We start from the raw sequence: 26698 nt of genomic DNA, 5'->3' as shown, positions 1-26698 counted from the left end.
CGCTGGAGGGGCTGTCAGGCCAGCGGCGGCCCCTCCAGGGCATCCGGTCCACCGAGTGCCAGCTGGCGCTACGCCCGTCGAACATGCAGAGGAAGTGAGAGGCCGTGGGAAGCCCCCGTCACGATGGGCGATCGCACTGTGGACGGGATCCCGGGAGCACCCGGTGGCCGACCGGGGGGCGGCCATGACGGACCTGCGATCGGATCGCCCGGCGACCAGCCCGGTCACCGACCGGGGGATGGGCCGGCGGGTCGAGCTGGGAGTCCTGGCGACCTGCACGCTCAACAACTTCCTGATCTTCGGCACTTACTCGGCCCTGAACGTCGCGATCCCGGCGATGGCGCGGGATCTCGACGGTGGTGTGGCGACGGCGTCCTGGATGCTGCTCGGGTTCCTCCTGGCCAACTCCGCGACCACCCTCCTCTTCGCGAAGCTCAGTGACGAGTGGGGGCGGCGGTGGTTCTACATGGGCGGCATCGTCGTCTTCACGCTTGCCGCGGTGGCGTGTGTCTTCGTCGACAACGACCTGCTGCTGATCTGGCTGCGAGTCCTGCAGGGACTCGCGGCTGCCTGCTCGATGTCGACGTCCTCCGCCGTCATCTCCGACGTCTTCCCACCCTCACGCCTCCCCATGGCACTCGGCGTCTTCATGGCGATGGCGGGCGTCTCCACCCTGGTGGGCCCGATGGTCGGCGGGCTGCTCATCGACCAGTTCGGCTGGCGCTCCATCTTCTGGTTGGCCTTCGTGCTGGGCCTCGCAGCCGGCGCCGTGGGGTGGGAGTCCCTCAAGCACGTCCATGCCCCACCGGTCTCGAGGTTCAGCCTCGATCTCCTCGGTACGGTGACCTCCATCGGGGGGATCGCCGCGTTGATCGTCTCGGTGCAGCTGCTCGCCGGCGAGGGCGCCGACCAGCGTTGGGCGCTCGGGTGCCTGGTCGCCGCGGTGCTCCTGCTCGGCGGTTTCGTGGCCGTCGAACGACGCAGTCGGCACCCGCTGGTGGATCCCGGGATCGTCGCGGGCGTCCGAGGACGGATCTACCTGGCTTCCTTCTGCGCGGCGATCCCGTCGACCGGTCTCATCGTCGTCGCGACCCTCTACCTGCAGGTCGTGGCCGGCACGTCAGCCGCGATCGCCGGCCTCTACCTGCTGCCGATGGGAGGCGCGATGCTGCTGGGCTCTCTGAGTGCGGGGCTGGTGCAACGGAGGGTCTCCGTCCGTACCGCCAACACGGTCGGTGCGGTCGGCACCGCCGCAGGCACCGTGGTCATCACGGGCGTGCTCGCCTTCGACTCCCCGCACTGGGCGCTCGTCGGGGGCTTGCTCCTCAGCGGGCTCGGTCAGGGCCTCTACCAGGCATCCCTGTCCGCCCGGCTCCTGATGGGGGTGCCCGCCAACCGCCGAGGGATCGCGCAAGGCCTGCGGGCCACGATCATGAACGGGTCGAATGCCCTGGCCACGGCCATGGTGATCGCCACGATCACCCTCCTCGCCGGGTCCGACGCGATCGGTGGGGTAGGTGAGTCCTCGGCGTCCCGGCCCGCCTTCACCCTGGCGACCGGGCTCCTGAGCATCTTCGCGGTGGTGGCCGCGATCCTGACCTACGGCGGCAGGGAGCCCGGCAGGAGCGCGAGCGTGGCCGCCGGTCGTTGAGGGCTTCGCGACGGTGGGGCTGCTGCTCGCTCTGGGCGTCGGGCTGGCGCACCCCGCAGCCCGATCACGCGGGGGGCCTTCGCCGAACTGGGCCTGCCCGCGGCCGACCTGCGCCTGTCCTGAGACGCCCTGTCCTGAGACGGCGTGGTCGGTTCAGGCCGAGGGTGGGTCCGGGCTGACGGCGTGGTCGATCTGGAGCGACACCGGGCCGGACACGATGTAGCTGTGGCTGAGCTCGCGCACCGTTCCCAGGCTGTCGTGCGTGAGGCGCTCCACCAGGAGGACGAGAGTCCCCGGCGCCACGCTGAGACGACGTGCGATCTGGTCGTCGGCCCGCAGGGCGTGCACCCACGAGTCGATCCTCCCCGGGGGCAGTCCGTAGGAAGCGGTGAACAGGGAGCTGAAGTCGGAGTCCTTGGTCTCGCTGGTGAGCGGTCTCGGAGCCGGCAGCCGGCCGTCGGAGTAGCGCGCGAAGATCATCATCGGGCGACCGTCCCGATAGCTCACGTGCTCGTCCCGGTGGACGCGGCCAGCCGCGGTGCTGAGGATCTCCTCGAGGAACGGCGGGGCGGGAACCCGCGCGGACGACAGGACCTCGCTTCGGAAGAGTGCCTGCTCGCTGGCGCGGTAGGGACTGCCCGAAGCCAGGCTCAGGGTGGAGATCCCTCTCTCCACGGCCGCACCGACATCGTCTCCCTGCTGGACGATCCCTTCGGTGGCAAGATGCCTCAGCGCCGCACGCACGACGTCCGGGCTGGTGCCGAACGAGACGGTGAGGGCCTCCTCGTCCGCCAGCTCACCCACCGTCAGCAGGTCGTGCCGGAGGGCGCTGCGGAGCTCGGTGTGGAGGTCGAGCGCCGAGCGGCGCCGGAGCTCCGCCGGCGCCGGCGCCGGCCGCCGGAGCGCCTCGACCTCGACAGCGCCGGGAGGAGCGTCGTCGACGTGTCCGGCCGCGGCGGCCTTCTCGACACCGTGAGCCGACATGTTGACGCGGGAGGCCGGGTAGTGGCTGATGCTGTACTCACGCGGCACACCGTCGGAGTCCTTGAGGACACGAGACTTCACGATGAGGGGGGTGCCGGCCATGACCTCGAGAGACGCCGCGGTCTGTCGCGAGGCCGCTTTGGCCTCGACCCAGCACTCCACCCGGGCCAGGGGAGAGCCGTAGGTACGGGCGAAAAGGTCGCGGAAGCCGCCGTCGTCCGGCCCGGCGATCAGCGGACGCTCGGAGCCGTCCGCGCGGACGAACCGGGTGTAGAGCATCGACGGCACTCCGCGGAACGTGTTGACGACCTCGGTCTGGTGGATGGGGTCGTCCGCGGTCTGCAGGTAGTGCCGGGAGACAGGGGTCGCGGCTACCCAGCGTTGGTCGGTCACCACGATCCGGTAGTCGCCCGCCGCCGCGTCCGGCCCCCAGCCCGAGCCGAGGTCGAGCGGCACATCGAGTGGCCTGGCCACGACCGCTGTGCCGCGGCGGGGCGTCCGGGTCACGAGGCCTTCGGCGGCAAGCAGCTTGAGGGCGCCCCGGATGGAGTTGCGGCTCGCCGAGAGCAGCGGGATGAGTGACTCCTCCTCCAGCCGGTCGTGGGTCTGGATCGAGCCTCGTCGCAGGCTCGTGAAGAGGGCACTGTGGGCCCCGACGACGGAGGCTGCGCGGATCTCGGACGACGAGCGTGCTCGCTCCCGCGCTCGGCGCATGTGCGCTCGCCGCTCCGCTTCGAAGTCGGAAAAGCTCTTGGCCACGGTGTCACTCCTCGGGGAGCCGGGATGGGCGGGTCTTCGCAGTGACGCAGCAAGAGCATGACCCGCGAGTGTTTCGTCCAGTGACCTGCGGCGTTGCGGCAGAGCATTCAGCCGCGAAAAACTCCTTGTGGTGGCGCAATTCGCCTGCAATCGTCAAGGCATAGCGTCCTTCCCATGCACTATGTGATCTACGGCGCCGGCGCCGTCGGCGGGGTAATCGGCGGCAACCTGTTCCGCGCAGGTATCGACACGACACTGGTCGCCCGGGGCGAGCACCTGGCGGTCATGCGGCGGCACGGGCTGACTCTCGACACCGAGGAAGGGCCGATCCAGCTCGCCGTCCCGGTGGCCCTCGACGCCAGTGAGGTCGTCTGGCGGGAGGACTCGGTGGTGCTGCTCTGCGTGAAGTCGCAGCAGACCGCCACTGCGCTGGCAGATCTCCAGGCCCACGCTCCGGCGACGATCCCGGTCGTGGCGGCCCAGAACGGAGTCGCGAACGAGGCGGCGATCCTCCGCGTCTTTCCCCAGGTCCTCTCCATCTGCCTGGTGCTTCCCGCCAGCCACCTCGAGCCCGGCGTGGTGGTGCAGGACTCTGCGACCGTTCCCGGGATCCTCGAGGTCGGACGGTACCCGCGGGGCTCCGACGACCTGACCGAGTCGATCGCGCAGGACCTGGTCAAGGCCGGCTTCATCGCCAGCTCGCGCCCCAACGTGATGGCCTACAAGTACCGCAAGCTGATCTCCAACCTGGCCAACGGTGTGGACGCGAGCTTCGCCGACAGTCCGGCCGCCGACGAGCTCCTCCGACTGGCCCGTCAGGAGGGTGAGGCTGTTCTGGAGGCGGCCGGCATCGAGTCGGTGACCGCGGAGTCAGACCTCGAGCGACGCGGCGACCACATCAAGCGCCGAGCGAGTCGGGAGCAGGGAGTGAGCGGCAGCTCGACCTGGCAGAGTGTCGCCAGGGGAGTGGGCAACGTCGAGATCGACTATCTCTCCGGCGAGATCGTGCTCCTGGGTCGCCTGCACGGTGTGCCGACACCCGTCAACGAGCTCGTGCAACGGACCACCTCGCGACTGGCCCGCGAGCGGCTGCCCGCCGGGAGCGTCGACGCCGCGGAGCTCGTCGCTCTCCTGCCCGCGGGCCGATGAGCGTCGCGGAGGCGCTCACACCCAAGCCGCTGGCCGCCCTTGCGGCGCCCGTCTACCTGCCTGCTGCCATCTACTCCATCGGCAACGGGGCGGTCACCCCGATGATCGCGATCACCGCGCACGAGCTCGGGGCCGATCTGACCCTGGCCGGCTTCGTGGCTGGTCTGCCCCTGGTCGGCCGGCTGCTCGGCGACGCCCCGGCCGGGATGCTGGTCGGACGCTACGGAGAGCGACTCGCGATGCTGTGGGCGGGGCTCCTCACCGTCGTGGTCACGTTGGCCGTGGCTGTCTCCGGCGACCTGATCGTGCTGGCGGGCGGCGGACTCCTGATGGGCGTCGCCTCCTCGGTGTTCATGCTCGCCCGCCATGCCCTGGTCACCGACACGGTGCCGGCGGAGTTCCGGGGTCGAGCGCTGGCCATGCTGGCCGGCATGGTGCGCACCGGCATGGCCGTGGGGCCGTTCCTGACGGCCGCCCTGCTCGGCGTGATCGGGGTCTTCGCCGCCTACTGGATCCAAGTGGTGACGACGGCCGCGGTGATGCTCTTCCTCTTCCTCGCTCCCGAGGTGGACAGACCGGGCAGCCGCGACGCGCGCAACCACGAGCACAACACGCTGGCGGTCTTCCGAGGCAGCTCCGGGGTGTTCCTGCGGCTGGGAGTCGGCATCAGCACGCTGATGATGCTGCGGATGGCGCGCCCCATCATCGTGCCGTTGTGGGGGCTGCACATCGGGCTGGACGCCGCGGTCATCGCGATCGCCATGGGTGTCAGTGGCCTGGTCGAGGTGGCCCTGTTCTACGTCGGTGGCCACATCGCCGACCGCTTCGGACGGATCTGGGTCGCCGTTCCGGTGACCGCCGGCATGGCGGTCGGAACGGCCGGCCTGGCGTTGGCCCACAGCACGGGTGCCTTCTTCGCCGTCACCGCCATCATCGCGCTGGCCAACAGTCTGGGCGGCGGGATCATGATGACCCTCGGCTCGGACCTGGCCGCGTTGAGAGGACAGACAGCGTCCTTTCTGGGCGTGTGGCGGCTCTTCTCCGACGGGGCCAGTGCCCTCGCGCCGGTGCTGATCGCGGCCGCGACCGCGACCGCTGGACCCGGTTTCGCGGCTGTCCTGCTCGGCGCGGTCGGTCTGGTCGGTTCCGGGATGCTGCTGCGCTGGATGCCCGCGTACGCGGAGCACCCGTCCTCGTAGGCGTCAGCTCGCCAGGGTGGTGAACGAGGACCGGTGCCAGACCAGGGGCGCGTGGGAGAAGTCGCTCTGGAAGGACCGGACCCGCAGCACGACGATGTCGTGGTCGCCCGCGGGGTAGAGGTGCTCGATCGAGCACTCGAGCCAGATCGGTGCGTTCTGCAGCAGGACTGCGCCGCTCTCGCGCACCACGGTGCCGATGCCGTCGAAGCGGCGGGCCTTGTCCTTCGAGGCGAGCTGTCGAGTCTGCTCGGCGTGACTCGCACCGAGGATCGAGACGCCGATGGCGTCGGCTCTCGCCAGTGCCGGCCAGGTGCTGGAGGTCCGCTGCACGGCGAAGAGCACGAGCGGCGGCTCCTGCGAGACGCCGACCGTGAAGGAGGAGGCGACCAGGACGTGGAGCTCGTCGTCAGTGCTGGCCGCCAGCGCTGCGACCCCACACGGAAAGCCCGAGAACGCGGTGCGCAGGGCGAGGGCGTCGGTCATCGTGGTGTTCATCGAGCGAGCTCCTTCATGCAGGCGGTGACGAGCGGGGCCCAGCGGTCGGTCCACCGGGCGAGTGAGTCGTCGGTGTCGAAGGTCTTGTCCAGCTGGTAGAGCGACGCGGTAGGGCAGGTCGCCCCCAGCTCCACGAGAACCGGCTTGAGGGTGTGCTCGGGTGCCAGGGTGTGCTCCGGTCCGGCGCCCAGCATGAGCGGGACGGCGACCTGGCCGGCGAGCCCCGTGCCCCCCTCGAACTGGTCGAGGAACAGCTTGAGCAGCCCCGTGTAGGACGCCTTGAACGTGGGCGAGGCAAAGACCACGAGGCTGCTCTCTTTCACCTTCTCGACAGCGCGAGCCACCGCCGGGTCACCCCAGCCGAGGAGCCCCGGCCCGAGGGCTGAGAGCTCGATCGTGTCGCACGGGAGGTCGAGCGCCGACACGAGCAGCTCGCCCGCCCGTCTGGTGCGGGACTCCGGCCTGGGATTCCCCACGACGACGACGGCTTGCATGAGTCCTCCTCAGATCTCGTGCGAGGGATCGATCTCTCACAGGATGGCGAACGCACGTCACGCGCCGATTGCGCCACCTGCGAAAAGGTGTTGCGCCGCCCGCCACCGCCCTCATGGCTGCGACCCCGCCGCGTCCGGGACGTTGTGCGCCACAGGAGACGAGACGCACCCGGTGCGGCTGGAGATGCTGTTCCGCGCAAACGCCCAGGACTTCCAGGCGGGCGTCGAGCACAAGATCTCCTGCACGTACGAGCAGACGCTGACCGCCGAGCCGAGGGCCGGGATACGAGGTGGCTGCGCGCCGGGCGCGCGACGCGAGGCGTCGGTGACGACTCGGGTGGGAGCGTCCACCTGCGCTTCCCATGCGTTGCGCGACAGCCCCGCCTCTGTGAAAATCACGGGCTCCACCGCCCAGCCGACAGGAGTATGTCTCGTGAGACTCGTGGGCCGACGCGCGGAGCTCACGACGATCGACCAGCTGCTCGACCGGGCGCGGGGTGGTCGGAGCGCTGTGCTCGCGGTGCGTGGCGAGGCGGGGATCGGCAAGACCGAGCTCCTGCGACACGCGCGCGATGTCGCGGACGCCGCGGGGATGCAGGTGACGTCCTCGGTCGGGTCCGAGTCGGAGACGCAGTTCGCGTTCGCCGGGCTGCACCAGCTGTGCGCCCCCTTGCTGGCCCGCGCCGACTCGTTGCCTGCCCCTCAGCAGTCAGCCCTCGGCGTGGCTTTCGGGCTCGAGGTGGGCGACGCCCCGGACCGGTTCCTGGTGGGTCTGGCGACGCTCAACCTCTTGGCCGAGGTCGCCGAGGCGAAGCCGTTGGTGTGTCTCGTCGACGATGCGCAGTGGTTGGACCAGGCTTCGGCCCAGGTCCTCGCCTTCGTGGCCCGGAGGATGCAGGCGGAGCGCGTGGTGCTGCTCTTCGCCGTCCGGGAACCCGGGGGAGACGCGCAGCCGTTCATCGGACTGCCGGAGATGCGCGTCACCGGGCTCACCGACCGCGATGCGCGTCAGGTGCTGTCTGCCGCGATCGGAACGTCGGTGGACGACGGCGTGCGCGACCGGATCGTCGCCGAGGCACGAGGCAACCCGCTCGCGTTGATGGAGCTGCCCGGGAGCGCGCAGCCGGCGGCTCTGGCGGGGGGCTTCGCGACGCCACACGCCCAGGACATTCCGCGCCGCCTCGAGGAGAGCTTCTCGCGCAGGTCGAAGCACCTCCCCGCCGAGACGCAGCTGCTGCTTCTCACAGCAGCGGCGGAGCCCACTGGTGAGCCGGCGCTGCTGTGGCGCGCGGCGGATCAGCTGGGCATCGTCCGCGAGGCGGTCGCTCCTGCCGAGGACGCGGGCCTGCTGGAGCTCGGCACCCGCGTGCGGTTCCGGCACCCGCTCGTCCGTTCGGCGATCTACGCGGCCGCTGCGCCCTCGGACCGCCGCCGCGCCCACCACGCACTGGCCGCGGCAACGGACCCGCAGGTCGATCCCGACCGGCACGCCTGGCACCGTGCCCAGGCCGTGATGTCCACCGACGAGGAGGCCGCCCTGCAGCTCGAGCGCGCGGCCGGACGGGCGCAGGCCCGCGGCGGCGTGGCCGCGGCCGCGGCGTTCCTGGAACGTGCGGCCGAGCTGACTCCCGAGCCGGAGGACCGCGCGCGCCGCGCGTTGCGGGCCGCGGCGCTCAAGCAGGAGGCTGGTGCGTGGGATGCCGCGCTGCAGCTGCTGGCCGTCGCGGAGTCCAGGCCGCTCGCCCCGATGCAGGACGCCCAGGTCAAGCTCGTGCGAGCCCAGATCGCGTTCCACCGGTCGCTCGGGCGCGAGGTTCCCGCGGTCATGCTGGAAGCCGCCACCGCGCTGGCCCCCCTCGACGCCGGCATGGCGCGCGGCGCCTACCTGCACGCCCTCAACGCGGCGATCATCATCGGCCCGCAGGACGGGCGAGGCTTCCGCGACGTCGCCGAGGCGGCCCTCGCCGCACCCGCGGCCCCGGTGCCGCCGCGGCCGCTGGACCTGTTGCTGGACGGGCTGGCACGTACCTACACCCAAGGCATCGAGTCGGGCGTTCCGGAGCTGCGCCGGGCGTTGGAGGCCTTCCGCGGGGACGTCTCCCGTGCCACGTCGGTGAACGTCAGCGAGAGCCAGCTGTGGTGGTTCGCCAGTCGTACCGCCATGGTGCTGTTCGACGACGACCTCGTCGAGGTGCTCACCAGCCGCAACCTCCGGCTCGCCCGCGACTCCGGCGCCATCTTCGCGCTCCCCGCCGCGCTCCTGATCCGGTCCATGGCACTGGTGCTCGCCGGGGAGCTGTCCCAGGCCGACGAGCTTGCCGCCGAGCAGGCGGCGATCACCCAGGCCATCGGGGGGACGCCCCTTCGCCTCGATCGGCTCATGCTGGCTGCCTGGCGCGGGCGCGAAGCCGAGACCGTCGCACTCCACGGCGACATCGCGGCGCAGACGAAGGACCGGACGGGGGGCACCGAGGCCATGCTGGCCAACTACATCCTCTCGGTGCTGCACAACGGCCTGGGCGACTATCCGGCCGCGTCGAAGGCGGCGGCGCAGGCGTGCGAGTCCCGCGAGCTGGGGCACAGCAGCATGGCCTTGCCCGAGCTCGTCGAGGCGGCCGCGCGAGCCGGCGACCTGGAGCTCGCGACCGACGCACTCGGGCAGCTCGACGAACGTGCCCGCGCCAGTGGCACGGAGTGGGCGCTTGGCCTGACGGCCAGGTCGCGCGCGCTCACGAGCAGCGGCGCTGAGGCCGAGAAGCACTACCGCGAGGCGATCGCCAGGCTCGCCCGCTCCCGGATGACCGCTCATCTCGCCCGCACCCATCTCGTCTACGGCGAGTGGCTCCGTCGCGAGGAGCGGCGGAAGGACGCTCGCGAGCAGCTCCGTACCGCCCATCAGATGCTGTCGGACATGGGCGCGGAGGCCTTCGCGACACGTGCGGCTCGCGAGCTGCGAGCGACGGGGGAACGGCCGCGCAAGCGCACCGCCCACCCCGTCGACGGCCTCACGGCGCAGGAGCTGCAGATCGCGCGACAGGTGGCGACCGGGGCCACCTCCCGGGAAGTGGCCACGCAGCTGTTCCTGAGTCCTCGCACGGTGGAGGCACACCTGCGCAGCATCTTCCGCAAGCTGGAGATCAGCTCGCGCCGTCAGCTGCGGGAGATTCCCCTGGCCTGAGCCGTCCGGGCGGGTCCGTGCCCGAGGTGGCCTCCACGGAGCCGGCGCCGTCAGGCTCGACGGCGTGTACGCCGCCCGGTGCAGCTGACAGCGCCTCGCCGACTGCTTGCCTCCGGGTGGTCCGCGACAGGAGACGACACGCACGCCCGCAGGCGACCCGATCGACCACGTCGGGGGACGGCGGACGCGGCCGGTGGCGCCCTAGCGTCGATCAACCACTCCGGGGCGCACACCTCCCCGGAAGTTGATCGAGGAGCGGACGCCGGTGAGGCGGGGAACGGAGGAGCTGCGGTGATGAGACGACTGGCGTTGTGGTGCCAACGGTGGCGACTCGCGGTGGTGAGCGGGTGGCTCGCCCTCGTGGTGGCGCTGATGGCGCTGTCCACCTTCGTCGGAGGCGACGTGAGCGACGACTACGACCTGCCGGGCTCCGAGAGCCACCGGGCGGCCGAGCTGATGCGCGAGGGAGGCTTCGACTTCCGGACCGGCAACCAGGCCCAGCTCGTCTTCCGTGCCGAGGAGGGCGGGACCGAGGAGGGCGGGACCGAGGATGACCTCTCGGCCTCGGTCGACCGCCTCGCCGACGAGGTGAGCGAGGCGGTGCCGCAGGCCAGGGTGGTCAGCCCTTACTCGCCCGAGGGCGCGCGACAGCTCTCCCGCGACGGATCCATCGGCTACCTCTCGGTCGAGCTGCCGAGCCTGCCCGCCGAGGAGGTGGCGGAGGTCCAGGAGCGGCTTGCCGAGGTCCGCGACCGCCACGACACGCTCGCCGTCGAGATCGGCGGCCTGACGGTGGAGCAGGAGAGCGAGTCCGGGCCGCCCAGCGAGCTGGTGGGCATCGTGGCCGCCGTCGTCGTGCTGCTCTTCGCCTTCGGATCGGTCTTCGCGATGGCCCTGCCCATCCTCGTCGGCGTGATGGGGGCCCTCAGTGGGGTGGCCGTGGTCGGCCTGGGAGCCCGGTGGGTCGAGATGCCGAGCTTCGCCGCCCCGGTCGCGGCGATGATCGCCATCGGTGTGGGCATCGACTACGCCCTCCTGGTGGTCACCAGGTACCGGGAGGCGCTCGGCGCGGGTCAGAGCCCGGTCGATGCGGTGGTCACCGCGCAGACCACGGCGGGACGTGCGGTCCTGTTCGCCGGCCTCACGGTGGTGATCGCCTCGCTGGGGCTGGTGCTCATGGACCTCAAGCTCATCACCGGTGTGGCGCTGGGCATCGCGGGTGCCGTGCTGCTCACGATGCTGGCGGCGATGACCCTGCTGCCCGCGTTGCTGGCCGTCGTCGGACGACGCATCGACAGGCTCTCCGTGCACCGGCGCGGACATGCCGGCCGCGAGGAGGGCGCCCTCGCCCGGCGCTGGAGCCGCCAGGTGCAGCGGCACCCCGCGGCCTGGGCGCTCGCGTCGGTCGTCCTGCTCGCCGTGATGAGCGCCCCGGTGCTCGACATGCGCCTCGGCTTCTCCGACGCCGGGACCAAGCCCGAGTCCGACACCGCCCGGCGGGCCTACGACCTGATGGCGGAGGGGTTCGGTCCCGGATCGAGTGGACCCCTCGTGCTCGCGGCACGCGTGCCGGGGGGTGACGGAGCGGAGGTGCTCGCGCGCCTGGGTGAGCGGGTCGCGCAGACCCCCGGCGTGCACGACGTCCAGGGCCCGACGATGGACGAGAGCGGCGAGATCGGCCTGCTCCAGGTCGTCCCGTCGACCGGGCCGCGAGACGAGTGGACCACCGACCTCGTCCACCGGCTGCGGGACGAGGTTGTCCCCGCCACGGAGGAGGGAGAGACGGAGGTGGTGGTCGGGGGGACCACCGCGGCCGCCGTCGACTTCGCCGACTACACCTCACAACGGCTGCCGCTCTTCCTCGGCGTGGTCCTCGGGCTGGCCATGGTGCTCCTGATGGCCGTCTTCCGAGGGGTCGCGGTGGCGGTCAAGGCCGTCGTGGCCAACCTGCTCTCCATCGGTGCCGCCTTCGGTGCCGTCGTGGCGGTCTTCCAGTGGGGATGGGGGGTCGAGCTCCTGGACCTCGGCGCCAGCGCCCCCGTGGAGGCCTGGGTGCCGATGATGCTGATCGCGATCGTCTTCGGCCTCTCCATGGACTACGAGGTGTTCCTGCTCTCCCGGATCAGGGAGGAGTACGTGCGCAGCGGAGACAACGCCGACGCGGTCGCCCAGGGCCTGGCGCGCACGGCGCGGGTGATCACCGCGGCCGCCGCGATCATGGTCTGCGTCTTCGGCAGCTTCGTCCTGGGCTCGAGCCGGGAGCTCCAGCTGTTCGGCTTCGGTCTGGCCTTCGCCGTCCTGGTCGACGCGACGCTGGTGCGGCTGGTCCTCGTGCCGTCGTTGATGGAGCTGCTCGGTGACCGCAACTGGTGGCTGCCCCGGTGGCTGGATCGCCTCCTCCCCGAGCTGCACGTCGAGGGGCGGCCCGGCCCGGCGGACCCGGGCCGGCGCCGGGAGACGGTCGGGGCGGCGTCGTGACCAGCGGTCGGGACCATGTCTGACGCCGGGCGCGGGCGGGCTCGCACACCCTCGTGCCTACCGGGAGGGCACCACGCCACCGACCACGAAGAAGGGATGAGCCCATGCGTGTGAAGCTCACCGCGGGGGAGATCGACTACCTCGACACCGGGGGACCGGGGCCCGTCCTCGTCCTCCTGCACGGGGTCAACATGGACGCCAGCCTCTGGGCCGGCGTGGTGGAGAGGCTCGGCACCGGCTTCCGGTGCGTGGTGCCCACGTTGCCTCTCGGCAGCCATGCCCGGCCGATGCAGCAGCGGGAGCTGGTCACCCATCGCGGGGTCGCCGCGCTCGTGGGCGAGCTCCTGGAGGCGCTGGACCTGCGCGAGGTGACCCTCGTCCTCAACGACTGGGGAGGTGCCCAGTTCCTGCTCGCCGACGGGCCCACCGACCGGCTCGCGGGGGCCGCTCTGGTGGCGTGCGAGGCGTTCGACAACTTCCCGCCGGGCCGCCCCGGGAAGGCCATCGCCCTCAGTGCGCGGGTGCCCGGGATGCTGTGGCTGGCGATGCAGCTCCAACGGTTCCACTGGTTCCGCCGGGCGCCCGGCGGATGGGGCTGGATGAGCAAGCGGCCGGTGCCCGCCGACGTGATGGACCAGTGGTTCCGGCCGGCGCAGCGGCACCGGGAGATCCGACGCGACCTGGGCACCTTCGCGAGGTCGACGCCCACCCGCAGCGAGCTGACCGACCTCACGGCCAGGCTCTCCTCCTTCCCGCGTCCGGTGCTGGTGCTGTGGTCGCTCGAGGACCGGTTGATGCCTCGGGAGCACGGCCCCCGGCTGGCCGCCCTCTTCCCGCAGGGCCGGCTGGTCGAGGTGGGCGACAGCTACACGCTGGTCCCGATCGACCAGCCCGACCGGCTCGCCGCGGAGCTGGCCACGTTCGTCCGCGACGACGTGGCCGCGAGCCGGGACGGCGCGGACCCGAGCGAGGACCGGCGCGGCTGACACCGGGCGTCGGTCTCGCGAGGCATCCTCACCGGGCCGTGGGGTCCACCAGGCCCGCGCGATGGGCGAGCACGATCAGCTGGGCCCTGTCCCTGGCTCCCAGCTTGGTGAGCAGGCGGCTGACGTACGTGCGGGCCGTCTCGGGACTCAGGAAGAGGGCGCGGCCGATCTCGTCGTTGGTCAGCCCCCTCCCGACGTGCGTGAGGATCTCCAGCTCACGCTCGGTGAGTCCCTCGAGCTCCTCGCCCCGGTGACGGAGCGTGGGCATCCGGGCGATCCGGTCCATCATCTGGCGCAGTACCCCCGGGTCCACCTCCGCCCTCCCGGCGGCCGCGTGGCGGACCGCGCGCCTGAGGTCCTCGGCGTCGAGGTCCTTCAGGAGGTAGCCGTCGGCGCCGGCCGCGAGGGCCTCCACCACGTCGTCGTCGTCGTCGAAGGTCGTCAGGACGAGCACGGGCGTCCGAGCGAGCGCAGGGTCGGCGCGGATCGCGCGGATCGCCTCGTGCCCGTTCATCACCGGCATCTGGAGGTCCATGAGCACCACCGCCGGACGGAGCTGCCGCCCCAGCTCGAGCGCCTCACGGCCGTGACGGACCTCACCGACGACCTCCAGGTCGTCGGCCGACTCCAGGATGGCGCGCAGGCCCGCGCGCAGCAGGTGCTGGTCGTCGACCAGCAGGACCCCGATCATGGCGACGGCACCTGGGGCAGCAGCGCCCGGACGACCCAGCCCTGGTGGTCGGCGTCGACGCGCATGGTGCCGCCCAGCGTCGCGACCCGCTCGCGCATTCCGCTGAGCCCGTGGCCGGGCACCAGTGCGGGGGCCCCGTCGTTCCGCCCGTCGTCGGAGACCCGGACCTCCAGGGTCCCCGGCACCGGCTGGCTGACCCGGACGTCGATCCTGCGACCGCTGGAGTGCCGCAGCACGTTGGTGACGGACTCCTGGACCAGTCGGAACGCGGCGGTCTCCACCTCCGGGGCGAGCTCCAGCCGGTCGACCTCGAGCCGGACGTCGTAGCCCGCCGAGTCCGCTGCCCGGACCAGGCTCTCCAGGTCGTGCAGGCCGGGGGTGGTCTGGGAGGCGCCGCCCTCCCTGAGCACCCGCACCGTCCGTCGTAGGTGCGACAACGCGTCGGAGACGGCCGTGCGCACCAGGGCGAGGGACTGCTCCCGCTGGGCGGGCTTCGAGTGGCGCTCCTGGGCCAGGCCGGCGTGCATGGCGGCGAGCGTGAGGGAGTGGCCGATCGAGTCGTGCAGGTCCCGGGCGAGCGACAGGCGGTCCTCCGTCGTGCGCGCGTCGGCGTCCATCAACCGTTGCCGGTCCAGCAGCCGGGTCACCTCGTCGGTCCGCCGACGGAGCTGCCGCGCGGTCCTGGCGCTGTGCCCGAGTGCCACCACCGCGGCGATCAGCGCCAGGTGGGCTGCCAGCTCGTAGCCCAGCACGTAGGCGACGCTCTGCCCGTCGACGAGTCGATAGGCGGTCGCACCGGCGAGGGCGACGACGCCGGTGACCAGCGCGGCGCGGGTGTGACCCGTCTCGGCCGCGGAGAAGAGCGCGGCGGCGATCGGGACCGCGACGCCCAGGGCTGGGAAACCCGCTGCGTAGTAGGTGAAGAAGCCGACCACCGTGAGGAAGAGGACGAGCAGCGGATGGCCCCGGCGGACCAGCATCAGCAGGCCCAGGCCCCACGCCCACACGTAGGCCAGCGGGTTGACGGGACCCGCCTCGCCCTGGTCGGAGGAGATGATGACCGACAGCACGACGATGACCAGGACGCACAGCAGCTGGTCGACCCGGCGAGCGCTCACGACGGTCACTCCCACCTGCCCATGCTAGGAGCGCGAGGGCGCCTGCGGAATCGCCTGCGAGCGACTCGGCGATGCTCCCACGGAGGCGGCGTCCTCCGGGCTAGTCGACCGGCCGGGCCAGCGTCACCGAGGGGCTCTCGCCGAACTGCTCGCGGTAGGCGACGGAGAACCGCCCCAGGTGGAGGATGCCGTGGCGCATCGCCACCTCCTGCACCGTGGTCTCACCCGGCCTAGCCGCCGAGAGGGCGGCGTGCGTCCGACGGAGCCGGACCCCGCGCAGGTAGGACATCGGGGGAGTGTCGAAGTGCCGCTTGAAGCCGTCCTGCAGCGCCCGGACGCTCAGGTGCACCTCGGTGGCCAGGGCGACGGTCGTCCACGGGTGCTCGGGTCGCTCCTCCAGCAGGTCGGCGGCCCGCTCGACGGGTGTCTTGCTGGGGCAAGGACCCGGCTGCTCCAGCTCCTCGCTGTAGTGATGGCGCTGGCCGATCAGGAAGCTGCTCACGAGGAGCGCCTCGACGTGGCGCTGGGTGCGCACGCTCGGCACCGTCCCACGGTCCACGTGCATCAACGCGAGCTGCGTGGCCGGGACGAGCGCCTGCACCAGCCCCTGGGAGTCGGCCTTGAGCTGCGGAGACAGCGGCGCGCGCAGGCTGTGCCCCAGCAGTGCCTCGAGCTGCTGCTCGACGGCCTGCTGGGAGAGGAAGAGCGTCAGCACCCGGCAGTCGCGGAACGCGTAGGCGTCGGTCACCGTGTCGGGTCCGTAGACCAGTCCCTCGCCGGCGGTCGCCGTGACCGGTGGGCCGCCGTTGGTCGCCCCTGCGGCACGACCGCGCAGCGTCAGGTTGACGTGGTAGCCGCTCGTGGCCTCGGTGAGGACCCGAGTCGGGGCGCCGAACGACAGCACGCCCACCGTGGCCGTCGCCATGCGCGCCTCGGTGAGGCTCATGTCGAAGTCGCGCTGGTCCTTGGCCGGCAGCACGAGACGTGTCGGGACGCGGTACCGCGCAGCCACCTCGGCCTCCGCCTTGGCCGGGTCGGTCGTCCGGAACGCGGAGCCGTCCTGCGCGACGTCGGCCTCGTGTTCCATCCGCCGCATCCTATAGGCGCCGGACTCGGGCCTTGGGCGGAGCGCCCTATCCGATTCGCGCAGGGTCCTGTCCGGGTTGCGCGGCCTCTTCCTGCCGCCTCCGCGGGCGCCGCTCGCATGCCACGAGCGCGACGTACTGTCCGCGGCAGCGACCCCCTGCGAGCGGCGGGGTCGTCTCCTTCGACTCGGCATGGGAGAACGCCAGCGCTATGAACCAGACGTCACGGCCCGGCGTGCGACTCCCGCCGCCCTTGGCGTGGCAGCTGCCCACCCTGTGCCTGACCGTGATCGTCGGGCTCGGCCTGCTGGTGGGTGGGCCGGCGACCGACGCCTCGACGTCCGTGGTCGCGGGCATGACGCTGATGGCAGCGGTGACCTTCGCCGCGGGCGTCGTCCCCTGGCCGGACCTGGCACATCGCTGGCAGACGGTCATGCCGCTGCTCTCGTTGGTCGCGGTCGCCCTCATCGAGCTCCGGACCGTGACGCTGCTGCCTTCGGTCGTGCTGCTGGGACTGGTCCCGGCGCTCTGGCTCGTCTTCGAGTTCGGCCGCGTCGGCACCGGCCTGGCGATCCTCTCCGTCGCCGTCCTCGAGTGCGTCGACTACCTGCAGGCGCCCTTCGTGCCCAGCACCAGCGTGGCCTGGGTGCAGCTGGTGATGCCGGTGACGGTCGCCGTCGGCCTGTGCCTGGGCGCCCACTACCTGGCGGGACGGCTCACGCGCAAGCGGCAGGTCCTGGAGGAGCAGTCCGCCCTGCTGGAGAGCACGCTCGAGCTGGCGCACGACCGGCTGCTGCTGGTGCAGGCCATCCTCGACTCGGTCGACGCGGGCATCGTCGGGTACGACCGGGACGGCGAGGTGATCCTGGAGAACTCCTCCGCCCACGAGCTGGCCGCCCGGGCCGGCGTGCGGCTCACGGACTCCTGGGACGGGCAAGGGGAGCACCTCTACCAGGAGGACCGGGTGACTCGCGTGCCCGCGGACCAGAGCGCGGTGACCCGCGCCCAGCGGGGCGAGGAGGTCTCCGCCCAGACCTACTGGTTCGGGCCGCCCGGCGACCAGGTGGCCGTGATGGTCTCGGCCCGGCAGATGGTCCGCAGGGACGGCGACCGTCTCGGCGCCGTCGTGGTGGGCTGGGACGTCACCGACATCGTCGAGGCGGTCCGGGTGCGCGACGAGTTCCTCACCACCGTCTCCCACGAGCTGCGCACGCCGCTGACCTCCATCATCGGCTACCACGAGCTGATCGCGGACGAGCTGGACCCCGCGCAGGAGCAGGTCGCCAAGATGCTGACCATCGCCCAGCGCAACGCCGGGGTGCTGCTCTCCCGCATCTCCCAGCTGCTCCAAGCCTCCGACGCCGACCGGCCGGAGATCCGGCTCAGGCCGACCGACGCCTCCCGCCTGCTCCACCAGACCCTGGACAAGCACCTCGCGAGCGCCGTCTGCGCCGGGGTCGAGCTGACGGCCGAGGTCGACGAGCGCGTGGAGGCGCACCTGGACCCCGACGCCTGGGCGCAGGTGGTCGACAACCTCGTCTCCAACGCCGTCAAGCACACCCCCCACGGCGGCAGGGTCGAGGTCGCCCTCGAGCGATCGGATGACACGCTGACCCTTCGGGTCGTCGACACCGGCGTGGGCATGTCGCGCATCGAGCGGGACCGGGCATTCGAACGCTTCTACCGCACCACCACCGCGCGGGACCGGGCCATCCAGGGACTCGGTGTCGGCCTGTCGATCACCCGGCGGATCGTCGAGGCTCACGGGGGCGAGATCAGGCTCGCCAGCGCTCCCGACCAGGGGACCACCGTGACCGTGCGCGTGCCGCTGCGGCCGGCGTCGACGACCGGCTGAGGTGACTCGCGGGCCGGGACGGGGCTGCGGAGTGGGAGCTCAGGGGGCTTCCCGGCCGGCCACCAGGGGCGAGAGCCAGCGGTTGGCGGGGTCCGCGTCGACCAGCAGGCACCGGACCAGGATCGAGAGCGGGACCGCCAGGATCGCCCCGATCGGGCCGATCACGGAGGCCCAGAAGACCAACGAGAGGAAGGTCAGGGTCGTGGTCAGGCCGACCGTGTTCCCGACGACCCGGGGATGGACCACCGACTGGATGGTGAAGTTCACCGCGACGTAGACCAGGACCACCCACAGGAGGAGGCCGGGGCCGCCCTCGAGCAGCGCGAGGACGGCGGGCGGCACCAGCCCGATGAGGAAGCCGATGTGCGGGATGTAGCTCGTCAGGAAGGCCAGCAGCCCCCACAGCAGGGGCGCGGGGACACCGAGGAGCTCCAGGGCGACCGCGTCCAGGACGGCGACGACCACGCCGAAGACCGTGGAGACCAGGAGGTACTGCCGGGTGTCGCGGGCGAAGCTGCCCAGGGCGGCGACGAGGTGTGGGCGCTCCCGGCCGACGGCCGCCAACCGGCACGGGAAGGTCCTCCCGTCGACGGTCATGAAGAGCACCAGCGTCAGCAGCAGGACCAGGCCGGAGAGCAGCCCGAACACGTCGGAGAGTGCGTCGGTGGCCAGTCCCACGAACCTGCCCAGGTCCAGCCCGTCGGCGAGGCGCCGGATCTGCTCCGAGGAGACCCCGAGCCGGTCGAGGAGAGCGACCCCGTCCGAGACGAGGCGCCGGAACTCGTCCTCGTACCGCGGGAGCAGGGTCGCGAACCGTGCCGTCGCCACCACCAGCGCCACGGCGAGCGCCAGGATCCCGGTGGCGACCAGCAGCACGCAGAGCACCGTGGTGAGCCAGCCCCACAGGTGACGGTCGAGCCTGACCCGCAGCGGGTGGACGGCGATGGTGAGGATCAGTGCCAGGAAGGCGGGACCGATGAGGCCGGCCGAGGCGCGCATGCCGGAGATGGCGAGGAAGGCGGCGGCCACACCCAGGAGCACGACCAGTCCCCGGGGGAGGGCGAGCTGGGCGGCGGGGCGTCCCACGGCGGCGCCGGGTGCCGGCCCCTCGGGCCCCTCCGGTGGTGGTGTCGTGGGCACGGGGCCTCCTCCCGCCCGGCCGCGTCGCGACGTGCCCGAACTGGTCCGGCTCTGCCTGTCAGCGCCTCGACCGGTGCCGGGGCGGGTGGATCCGCTGCAGTTCTCGACGATACGCCGCTCGCGACTCCCACGTCTCCCGTGCGAGTCCGGCGCCGCGACGGGCGGCCGATAGCATCGGGGGCAGTCCGAACCCGTCGACAGCAGGAGTCACCCGTGCCCGAGATCAAGGTCGTCCGCGTCCACGCCGGAGAGCGTCAGGAGCGGACCACCGCCACGGGCACGAAGGCGTGGGAGCTCTTCTCCGACGACCCCGAGGTCATCGCCGCCCGGATCGGGGGGGACCTGCGAGACCTGGCCACCCCGCTCGCCGACGGGGACGAGGTCGAGTCGGTCGCCATCGACAGCGCCGACGGGCGCGACATCCTGCGTCACTCCACCGCCCACGTGATGGCCCAGGCGGTCCAGCAGCTCTTCCCCGAGGCCAAGCTCGGCATCGGTCCGCCGGTGGAGAACGGCTTCTACTACGACTTCGACGTCGAGACCCCCTTCGTGCCCGAGGACCTCGCCAAGATCGAGACCGCGATGCGCAAGATCATCAAGGAGGGGCAGCGCTTCGAGCGACGGGTCACCACCGACGCCGCCGCCCTGGACGAGCTGCAGGACGAGCCCTACAAGATCGAGCTGATCGGCCTCAAGGGTGCCGGTGCCGCGACCGGAGCCACCGCCGAGGCCGTCGAGGGAGCCTCGGTCGAGGTGGGCGGCGGCGAGCTGACCATCTACGACAACGTGCGCCGCAACGGCGACGTGGCGTGGTCCGACCTGTGCCGCGGCCCGCACCTGCCCACCACCAAGCGGATCCCGGCGTTCAAGCTGATGCGCTCGGCCGCGGCCTACTGGCGCGGCGACGAGAAGAACAAGCAGCTCCAGCGGATCTACGGCACGGCGTGGGAGTCGAAGGAGGCGCTCGAGGCCCACCTGCACCGGATCGAGGAGGCGGAGCGGCGCGACCACCGCAAGCTCGGGCGCGACCTGGACCTCTTCAGCTTCCCCGACGAGATCGGCTCCGGGCTGCCGGTCTTCCACCCCAAGGGCGGCGTGATCAAGCGGGCGATGGAGGACTACGTCCGCCAGCGGCACATCGAGGAGGGCTTCGACTACGTCGGCACCCCGCACATCGCCAAGGAGGGGCTCTTCCACACCTCCGGGCACCTGCCCTACTACGGGGAGGGGATGTTCCCGGCCCTCGACGTCGACGGCATGGACTACCGCCTCAAGGCGATGAACTGCCCCATGCACAACCTCATCTACCGCTCGCGGCAGCGCTCCTACCGGGAGCTGCCGCTGCGGCTCTTCGAGTTCGGCAGCGTCTACCGGCACGAGAAGTCCGGCGTGGTCCACGGCCTCACCCGGGTGCGTGGCTTCGCCCAGGACGACTCCCACTCCTACTGCACCCCCGAACAGGCGCCGGAGGAGGTCGAGCACCTGCTGGGCTTCATGCTGAGCGTGCTCCGCGACTTCGGCCTCGACGACTTCTACCTCGAGCTCTCCACCCGCGACGCCGGCAAGGACAAGTTCATCGGCTCCGACGAGGACTGGGCGACCGCGACGAAGGTCCTCGAGGACGTCGCGGTGCGCACGGGACTCGATCTCGTGCCGGACCCCGGCGGCGCGGCCTACTACGGTCCCAAGATCTCCGTCCAAGCGCGTGACGCGATCGGGCGGACCTGGCAGATGGGCACCGTGCAGTACGACTTCAACCAGCCCTCGGCCGACCGCTTCAACCTCGAGTACGTCGCCGCCGACGGGTCGCGCCAGCAGCCGGTGATGATCCACTCCGCCAAGTTCGGGTCGATCGAGCGGTTCCTCGGCGTCCTGGTCGAGCACTACGCCGGCGCCTTCCCGCCCTGGCTCGCGCCGGTCCAGGTCGAGGCGATCCCGATCGCCGAGCGGCACCACGACTACCTCTTCGACGTGGCCCGCCGGATGCGGTCGCTCGGGCTGCGGGTCGAGGTCGACGACTCCGACGACCGGATGCAGAAGAAGATCCGCAACGCCCAGCTGCAGAAGGTCCCGTTCATGGTGATCGCCGGGGACCAGGACGTCGAGGCGGGCGCCGTCTCCTTCCGCTACCGCGACGGCCGGCAGGACAACGGGGTCCCGTTGGAGGAGGCGATCGAGCGGGTAGCCTCCGCCGTCTCCTCCCGCGAGCAGGTCTGAGCGACGTGTCCGACGGCCTGGAGCGGATCTGGACGCCGCACCGGATGGCCTACATCCGGTCCGACGCACCCACCGACGACCGTGGGTGCCCGTTCTGCACCATCCCGGACCTGCCCGCCGACGAGGGCCTGGTCGTCGCCCGGGGGGCGGCGACCTACGCGGTGCTCAACCTGCACCCCTACAACCCCGGACACCTCATGGTGGTGCCCTACCGGCACGTGGCGGGCCTGGAGGAGCTGACGGCCGAGGAGTCGGCCGACCTGATGGCGATGACGCAGCAGGCGATCCGCGCGATCCGGGCGGTCAGCGCCCCGGACGCGTTCAACATCGGGCTCAACCTCGGACGCTCCGCGGGAGGCTCGCTCGCCGACCACCTGCACCAGCACGTGGTGCCGCGGTGGACCGGGGACGCCAACTTCATCACCGTCGTGGGGGGCACCAAGACGCTGCCTCAGCTGCTGGAGGACACCCGGCACCTGCTCGCCGAGGCCTGGGACGACGCGTGAGCGACGCCACGGGACCGGACGATGCCGCGCTCGCGGCGGCGGTGGTCCGTGACGCGGCCTCCCTGGCGGCCAGGATGCGGCGAGACGGCGTGGCCGTGGAGTTCAAGACGTCCCTCTCCGACGTGGTCACCGCCGCCGACCGGGCCGCCGAGGCGCTCGTGGTCGAGATGCTGAGGCTGCTCCGGCCCGACGACTCGATCCTGGGGGAGGAGGGGGCCGACCACACCGGCTCCAGCGGCCGCACCTGGATCATCGACCCCGTCGACGGCACCTACAACTTCACCGCCGGCCTCGACTGGTGGTGCTCCGCGCTCGCCCTGGTCGAGGGCGACGAGCTCCTGCTCGGTGCCGTGCGCCACCAGGCCAGCGACACGACGTACGTGGGCGGGCCTGGCGTGCCGGCCACCGCGTCGGGCCGTCCGCTGGCGCCGTTGGAGGACCGGCCGCTCGCCGAGTCGTGCCTCACCACCTACCTGCACCCCCCGTTCTACGGCGGTCCCGTCGGGGAGGCCTTCGGACGGGCGGCCCACGGGGCGGCGACCCTGCGGATGCTCGGCTCGGGGACGATGGACGCGATGGCGGTGGCCACCGGAGGGCTGCACGTGCTGTGCCAGCACTCGGTACCGCCCTGGGACGAGCTTCCCGGCGCCGCGCTGATCCGCTCGGTCGGCGGGCAGACGCGTCGCGTCCGCGCCGCAGGTGTCGAGTGGTACGTCGCGGGCGTCCCGACCGCCGTGGCCGAGGTCTGCACCGCGCTCGCGGACCGGTAGCCTGCTCCCGCCATGCTGGAACACATCCGGGGCCTCGTCACGAAGGTCCTCATCGCGCCCATCGCCCGCGTCCTGCTGCGGATCGGGTTGAGTCCCGACGCCATCACGGTGATCGGCACCATCTGCACCTGCGCCGCCGCCCTCTGGTTCGCGCCGCGGGGTGAGCTGATGATCGCGCTCGTGCTGGTCACCGTCTTCGCGCTCTTCGACCTGCTGGACGGCACGATGGCCCGCCTCAGCGGTCGCTCCAGCGACTTCGGCGCGTTCCTCGACTCCACCCTGGACCGGATCGCCGACGCGGTCGTCTTCGGCTCGGTGATGCTCTACTTCGCCGGCCCCGGCGACCTGGTGCTGGGGGAGGCGGCAGCCCTGTGGTGCCTGGTCACCGGCGTCACCATCTCCTACGCCCGCGCCCGCGCCGAGTCCGTGGGCTACACCGCTCGCGTCGGGCTGATGGAGCGTGCCGACCGGCTGGCCCTGCTGGGCCTCTCGGCGGTAGTCGCCGAGGTCGCCGGCGACCCGCGGGTCTTCGCCTGGGGTCTGGTGCTGCTGGGTGCGCTGAGCACCGTCACCGTCCTGCAGCGGATCCTCAGCGTCCGGCGCCAGGCGCTGGCGAAGGCGAACGCCACCCCCGAGGCCGGCTGAGCGCGTGACCGGCCAGGGCGACCGGCCGGAGATCGTGCCGACCGAGCGCCGCTCCGCGTTCGTGCTGCGCGCCGACGGACACGCCCAGTCCTACGTCGACCTCGACGACCCCCGGCACCTCGCCTTCGACTACGTGCGTCGGTTGGGGGACGTGCTCGACGCGTGCCGGCCGCCGGGGGAGCCGGTCCGGGTGGTCCACGTGGGCGGTGCGGCCATGAGCCTGCCGCGCTACGTCGCGGCCACCCGACCGCACTCGGCGCAGGTGGTGCTGGAGCCGGACGCGGCGATGACCGACCAGGTGCGCGCGGAGCTGCCGCTCCCGGCGCGCAGCGGCATCAAGGTGCGTCCCGTCGACGGTCGCGCCGGGCTGGGCGCCCTGCGCGACGGTGCCTTCGAGGTGGTGCTCGTCGACGCGTTCGCCCGAGGACGGGTCCCCGGCGACCTGGTGACCCGCGAGGCCTTCGCGGAGGTGGCCAGGGTGCTGGAGGAGGGAGGGCTGCTCCTGTTCAACCTGGTCGACCGTGCGCCCTTCGCCTGGACCCGCCGGGTGGTCGCCGCCGCCCGGAGCGTCTTCGAGGCGGCCACGCTCCACGTGGAGCCCGCCACCCTGCGCGGCCGACGACCGGGCAACGTGCTGCTCGTCGCCTCGGTGAGCCAGGACGGGCTGGACGGGCTGCGGGCGCACCTCCACCGCCGTCCCGGGGACTTCCGGGTGCTGGAGGGGACACAGGTGACCGACTTCTTCGGCGGGGGCCGGCCCTTCCGCGACGACGACACCGAGGCCTCGCCCTGGTACGACCTGCCCTGACCAGGTCCTGGGACCCGCGACGGAGGGTGCGGGCCGCCTTGGGACGGGCCGTCGGCGCCCTGCGGGGGGCCCTACGATGCGGCCATGGCTGACCTGACCCGCACCACGTCCGGCGACACCGGCACCTCGCGCGTCAAGCGCGGCATGGCCGAGATGCTGAAGGGCGGCGTCATCATGGACGTCGTCACCCCCGACCAGGCGAAGATCGCCGAGGACGCCGGCGCCGTCGCGGTGATGGCGCTGGAGCGGGTCCCGGCCGACATCCGGGCTCAGGGCGGCGTCTCGCGGATGAGCGACCCCGACATGATCGAGGGCATCAAGGAGGCCGTCTCGATCCCGGTGATGGCCAAGGCCCGGATCGGCCACTTCGCCGAGGCGCAGGTCCTGCAGAGCCTGGGGGTCGACTACATCGACGAGTCCGAGGTCCTCACCCCGGCCGACTACGCCCACCACATCGACAAGTGGTCCTTCACCGTCCCCTTCGTCTGCGGAGCCACCAACCTCGGGGAGGCGCTGCGACGGATCACCGAGGGCGCCGCGATGATCCGCTCGAAGGGCGAGGCCGGGACGGGCGACGTGTCGAACGCCGTCACCCACATGCGCACGATCCGCGCCGAGCTCGGCAGGCTCCACGCCCTCGAGCCCGACGAGCTCTTTGTGGCCGCCAAGGAGCTGCAGGCGCCCTACCAGCTCGTCCAGGAGGTCGCCGCCACCGGGACGCTCCCCGTGGTGCTCTTCACCGCCGGCGGCATCGCCACCCCCGCGGACGCGGCGATGATGAGGCAGCTCGGCGCTCAGGGCGTCTTCGTCGGCTCGGGCATCTTCAAGTCCGGCAACCCGGCGCGGCGTGCCGAGGCGATCGTGAAGGCGGCCACCTTCTACGACGACCCCGACGTGGTGGCCAAGGTCTCTCGCGGGCTGGGGGAGGCGATGGTCGGCATCAACGTCGACGAGATCCCCCAGCCGCACCGGCTGGCCGAGCGCGGCTGGTGATCCGCGACCGGTGAACTGAGGAGGCGACCGACCCCGCGCCGCCTAGTCTCGCTGGTCCTAGGATCGGCGACCGTGACTCCCACCATCGGCGTGCTGGCGCTGCAGGGAGACGTCCCCGAGCATCTCGCGGCGCTCCGCTCGCTCGGGGCCGACCCCGTCCCCGTCCGCCGCCCCGCCGAGCTCGCCGCCTGCGACGGGCTGGTCGTCCCGGGTGGCGAGTCGACGACCATGATCAAGCTCGCCGCCCTCTTCGACATGCTGGGGCCGCTGCGCGACGCGGTCCGTGACGGCCTCCCCGTCCTCGGGACCTGCGCCGGCATGATCATGCTCGCCGACCGGATCGAGGACGGCGCCGCGGGCCAGGAGACGATCGGCGGCCTGCACATCACGGTGCGCCGCAACGCCTTCGGGCGCCAGGTCGACTCCTTCGAGGAGCACCTCGAGGTGGCCGGGCTGGACGACCCGGTCCGGGCCGTCTTCATCCGGGCACCCTGGGTCGAGAGCGTCGAGGACGACGTCGAGGTCCTGGCACGGATCGGCTCCGGTCCGGCCCTGGGTAGGATCGTGGCCGTCCGCCAAGGCCCGCTGATGGCGACCTCGTTCCATCCCGAGGTCGGCAGCGACGGCCGGGTCCACGGGATGTTCGTGGACCTGGTGCGTTCGGTCTGACGGCGTACCGAATCCAGGGCTGCACCCGAGAAGCCGTACTCGAGACTGATAGAGGGACTCATGTCAGGCCACTCCAAATGGGCGACCACGAAGCACAAGAAGGCCGCCATCGACGCGAAGCGGGGCAAGCTCTTCGCGAAGCTGATCAAGAACATCGAGGTCGCGGCCCGGCAGGGCGGCGGTGACCCCGGGGGCAACCCCACCCTCTACGACGCGATCCAGAAGGCCAAGAAGTCCTCGGTCCCCAACGACAACATCGACCGTGCCGTCAAGCGCGGCTCGGGTGCCGAGGCCGGGGGAGCGGAGTACCAGACCATCATGTACGAGGTCTACGGCCCGCAGGGCGTCGCGCTGCTCGTCGAGTGCCTCACCGACAACCGCAACCGCGCCGCGATGGAGGTCCGCACCGCGGTCACCCGCAACGGCGGCACCATGGCCGACCCCGGCTCGGTCTCCCGCCTCTTCACCCGCAAGGGCGTGGTCATGCTGCCCAAGGGCCAGGAGAGCCGCGAGATCACCGAGGACGACGTCCTCGAGGCGACCCTGGAGGCCGGCGCCGAGGACGTCAACGACCTCGAGGAGGCCTTCCAGGTGATCTCCGAGGCCACCGACGTGGTCGGCGTGCGCACCTCGCTCCAGGCGGCGGGCATCGACTACGACTCGGCCGAGGTGGAGTTCGTCCCGAGCATGGAGATCCCGGTGGACGCCGACGCCGCGGCGAAGGTCTTCCGCCTCGTCGAGGCGCTGGAGGACCTCGACGACGTGCAGAACGTCTTCGCCAACTTCGACGTCCCCGACGACGTCATGGCGCAGCTGGAGGGCTGAGCC

General features: G+C 71.9%; 22 protein-coding genes. 15 read left to right on the top strand and 7 right to left on the bottom strand.

What is annotated here, in order from left to right; genetic code table 11:
- The first annotated feature begins 184 nt into the window (after positions 1-184).
- The gene (locus AC3X7R_RS13840; protein ID WP_489966249.1) at positions 185-1651 is read left to right on the top strand and encodes an MFS transporter; all 1467 of its coding nucleotides are present in this window, start codon (positions 185-187) and stop codon (positions 1649-1651) included.
- 153 nt (positions 1652-1804) lie between these two features.
- Here AC3X7R_RS13840 and AC3X7R_RS13835 read toward each other — a convergent pair whose 3' ends face one another.
- The gene (locus AC3X7R_RS13835) at positions 1805-3394 is read right to left on the bottom strand and encodes a GntR family transcriptional regulator (protein WP_489966248.1); all 1590 of its coding nucleotides are present in this window, start codon (positions 3392-3394) and stop codon (positions 1805-1807) included.
- A 174-nt stretch (positions 3395-3568) separates the two neighbouring features.
- On the opposite strand from AC3X7R_RS13835, the gene AC3X7R_RS13830 reads away from it, so the two are divergent.
- Both AC3X7R_RS13830 and AC3X7R_RS13825 read left to right on the top strand, forming a co-directional pair.
- Positions 3569-4543 (top strand): ketopantoate reductase family protein, encoded by a 975-nt coding sequence (locus AC3X7R_RS13830; RefSeq protein WP_489966247.1) that lies wholly within the window; start codon positions 3569-3571, stop codon positions 4541-4543.
- Positions 4540-5742 (top strand): MFS transporter, encoded by a 1203-nt coding sequence (locus AC3X7R_RS13825; protein ID WP_489966246.1) that lies wholly within the window; start codon positions 4540-4542, stop codon positions 5740-5742. The genes AC3X7R_RS13830 and AC3X7R_RS13825 overlap by 4 nt, the downstream gene beginning before the upstream one ends.
- 3 nt (positions 5743-5745) lie before the next feature.
- Here AC3X7R_RS13825 and AC3X7R_RS13820 read toward each other — a convergent pair whose 3' ends face one another.
- The gene (locus tag AC3X7R_RS13820) at positions 5746-6237 is read right to left on the bottom strand and encodes a flavin reductase family protein (RefSeq protein ID WP_489966245.1); all 492 of its coding nucleotides are present in this window, start codon (positions 6235-6237) and stop codon (positions 5746-5748) included.
- Positions 6234-6731, bottom strand: a complete 498-nt coding sequence (locus AC3X7R_RS13815; RefSeq protein WP_489966244.1) for an NADPH-dependent FMN reductase — start codon at positions 6729-6731, stop codon at positions 6234-6236. Before AC3X7R_RS13815 ends, AC3X7R_RS13820 begins: the two co-directional genes overlap by 4 nt.
- A gap of 433 nt (positions 6732-7164) precedes the next feature.
- Between AC3X7R_RS13815 and AC3X7R_RS13810 the strand changes: the two genes are divergently transcribed.
- From AC3X7R_RS13810 to AC3X7R_RS13800, 3 genes are all read left to right on the top strand, one after another.
- Positions 7165-9909 (top strand): ATP-binding protein, encoded by a 2745-nt coding sequence (locus AC3X7R_RS13810; protein ID WP_489966243.1) that lies wholly within the window; start codon positions 7165-7167, stop codon positions 9907-9909.
- Positions 9910-10203: 294 nt separating this feature from the next.
- Positions 10204-12387 (top strand): MMPL family transporter, encoded by a 2184-nt coding sequence (locus AC3X7R_RS13805; RefSeq protein WP_489966242.1) that lies wholly within the window; start codon positions 10204-10206, stop codon positions 12385-12387.
- A gap of 104 nt (positions 12388-12491) precedes the next feature.
- Positions 12492-13373 carry an alpha/beta fold hydrolase gene (locus tag AC3X7R_RS13800; protein ID WP_489966241.1) on the top strand — a complete coding sequence of 294 codons (882 nt, stop codon included), beginning with the start codon at positions 12492-12494 and terminating at the stop codon, positions 13371-13373.
- Positions 13374-13401: 28 nt separating this feature from the next.
- Here AC3X7R_RS13800 and AC3X7R_RS13795 read toward each other — a convergent pair whose 3' ends face one another.
- The 3 genes from AC3X7R_RS13795 to AC3X7R_RS13785 form a co-directional block, all read right to left on the bottom strand.
- Positions 13402-14064 carry a response regulator gene (locus AC3X7R_RS13795; RefSeq protein WP_489966240.1) on the bottom strand — a complete coding sequence of 221 codons (663 nt, stop codon included), beginning with the start codon at positions 14062-14064 and terminating at the stop codon, positions 13402-13404.
- Complete coding sequence (locus AC3X7R_RS13790) at positions 14061-15197, bottom strand: sensor histidine kinase (RefSeq protein WP_489966239.1); 1137 nt, start codon at positions 15195-15197, stop codon at positions 14061-14063. The genes AC3X7R_RS13795 and AC3X7R_RS13790 overlap by 4 nt, the downstream gene beginning before the upstream one ends.
- An 85-nt stretch (positions 15198-15282) precedes the next feature.
- Positions 15283-16269, bottom strand: a complete 987-nt coding sequence (locus AC3X7R_RS13785; protein WP_489966238.1) for an AraC family transcriptional regulator — start codon at positions 16267-16269, stop codon at positions 15283-15285.
- Positions 16270-16478: 209 nt separating this feature from the next.
- On the opposite strand from AC3X7R_RS13785, the gene AC3X7R_RS13780 reads away from it, so the two are divergent.
- A complete protein-coding gene (locus AC3X7R_RS13780) occupies positions 16479-18122 on the top strand; it encodes a sensor histidine kinase (protein ID WP_489966237.1) in 1644 nt (547 codons plus the stop codon).
- A 39-nt stretch (positions 18123-18161) separates the two neighbouring features.
- Here AC3X7R_RS13780 and AC3X7R_RS13775 read toward each other — a convergent pair whose 3' ends face one another.
- Positions 18162-19262: an AI-2E family transporter gene (locus AC3X7R_RS13775; RefSeq protein ID WP_489966236.1), complete on the bottom strand. Its 1101-nt coding sequence runs from the start codon at positions 19260-19262 to the stop codon at positions 18162-18164.
- Between the two features lie 213 nt (positions 19263-19475).
- On the opposite strand from AC3X7R_RS13775, the gene thrS reads away from it, so the two are divergent.
- The 8 genes from thrS to AC3X7R_RS13735 all read left to right on the top strand — a co-directional run bounded on the left by thrS (position 19476) and on the right by AC3X7R_RS13735 (position 26695).
- On the top strand, positions 19476-21479 hold the full coding sequence (thrS, locus tag AC3X7R_RS13770; protein WP_489966235.1) for a threonine--tRNA ligase: 2004 nt from the start codon (positions 19476-19478) through the stop codon (positions 21477-21479).
- A gap of 5 nt (positions 21480-21484) precedes the next feature.
- Positions 21485-21985: an HIT family protein gene (locus AC3X7R_RS13765; RefSeq protein WP_489966234.1), complete on the top strand. Its 501-nt coding sequence runs from the start codon at positions 21485-21487 to the stop codon at positions 21983-21985.
- A complete protein-coding gene (locus tag AC3X7R_RS13760) occupies positions 21982-22755 on the top strand; it encodes an inositol monophosphatase family protein (RefSeq protein WP_489966233.1) in 774 nt (257 codons plus the stop codon). The genes AC3X7R_RS13765 and AC3X7R_RS13760 overlap by 4 nt, the downstream gene beginning before the upstream one ends.
- 12 nt (positions 22756-22767) lie before the next feature.
- A complete protein-coding gene (gene pgsA / locus AC3X7R_RS13755) occupies positions 22768-23400 on the top strand; it encodes a phosphatidylinositol phosphate synthase (RefSeq protein WP_489966232.1) in 633 nt (210 codons plus the stop codon).
- 4 nt (positions 23401-23404) lie between these two features.
- Positions 23405-24208, top strand: coding sequence for a spermidine synthase (locus AC3X7R_RS13750; protein ID WP_489966231.1), 804 nt, complete (start codon positions 23405-23407; stop codon positions 24206-24208).
- Between the two features lie 84 nt (positions 24209-24292).
- Positions 24293-25201 (top strand): pyridoxal 5'-phosphate synthase lyase subunit PdxS, encoded by a 909-nt coding sequence (gene pdxS / locus AC3X7R_RS13745; RefSeq protein ID WP_489966230.1) that lies wholly within the window; start codon positions 24293-24295, stop codon positions 25199-25201.
- Between the two features lie 72 nt (positions 25202-25273).
- Complete coding sequence (gene pdxT, locus AC3X7R_RS13740) at positions 25274-25870, top strand: pyridoxal 5'-phosphate synthase glutaminase subunit PdxT (protein ID WP_489966229.1); 597 nt, start codon at positions 25274-25276, stop codon at positions 25868-25870.
- Between the two features lie 60 nt (positions 25871-25930).
- Entirely contained in the window at positions 25931-26695 is a 765-nt protein-coding gene (locus tag AC3X7R_RS13735) for a YebC/PmpR family DNA-binding transcriptional regulator (protein WP_489966228.1), read from the top strand.
- Positions 26696-26698: the final 3 nt, after the last annotated feature.

Source organism: Nocardioides sp. Z22_16 (assembly GCF_058134365.1).
The sequence above is the reverse complement of the archived record's forward strand: the minus strand, read 5'-3'. Positions and strand labels throughout refer to the sequence as shown.

Coding starts and splice junctions, on each gene's coding strand:
- AC3X7R_RS13840 (WP_489966249.1), top strand. CDS start 185: ATGACGGACCTGCGATCGGATCGCCCGGCGACCAGCCCGGTCACCGAC.
- AC3X7R_RS13830 (WP_489966247.1), top strand. CDS start 3,569: ATGCACTATGTGATCTACGGCGCCGGCGCCGTCGGCGGGGTAATCGGC.
- AC3X7R_RS13825 (WP_489966246.1), top strand. CDS start 4,540: ATGAGCGTCGCGGAGGCGCTCACACCCAAGCCGCTGGCCGCCCTTGCG.
- AC3X7R_RS13820 (WP_489966245.1), bottom strand. CDS start 6,237: ATGAACACCACGATGACCGACGCCCTCGCCCTGCGCACCGCGTTCTCG.
- AC3X7R_RS13815 (WP_489966244.1), bottom strand. CDS start 6,731: ATGCAAGCCGTCGTCGTCGTGGGGAATCCCAGGCCGGAGTCCCGCACC.
- AC3X7R_RS13805 (WP_489966242.1), top strand. CDS start 10,204: ATGAGACGACTGGCGTTGTGGTGCCAACGGTGGCGACTCGCGGTGGTG.
- AC3X7R_RS13800 (WP_489966241.1), top strand. CDS start 12,492: ATGCGTGTGAAGCTCACCGCGGGGGAGATCGACTACCTCGACACCGGG.
- AC3X7R_RS13795 (WP_489966240.1), bottom strand. CDS start 14,064: ATGATCGGGGTCCTGCTGGTCGACGACCAGCACCTGCTGCGCGCGGGC.
- AC3X7R_RS13785 (WP_489966238.1), bottom strand. CDS start 16,269: ATGGAACACGAGGCCGACGTCGCGCAGGACGGCTCCGCGTTCCGGACG.
- AC3X7R_RS13780 (WP_489966237.1), top strand. CDS start 16,479: ATGAACCAGACGTCACGGCCCGGCGTGCGACTCCCGCCGCCCTTGGCG.
- pgsA (WP_489966232.1), top strand. CDS start 22,768: ATGCTGGAACACATCCGGGGCCTCGTCACGAAGGTCCTCATCGCGCCC.
- pdxS (WP_489966230.1), top strand. CDS start 24,293: ATGGCTGACCTGACCCGCACCACGTCCGGCGACACCGGCACCTCGCGC.
- AC3X7R_RS13735 (WP_489966228.1), top strand. CDS start 25,931: ATGTCAGGCCACTCCAAATGGGCGACCACGAAGCACAAGAAGGCCGCC.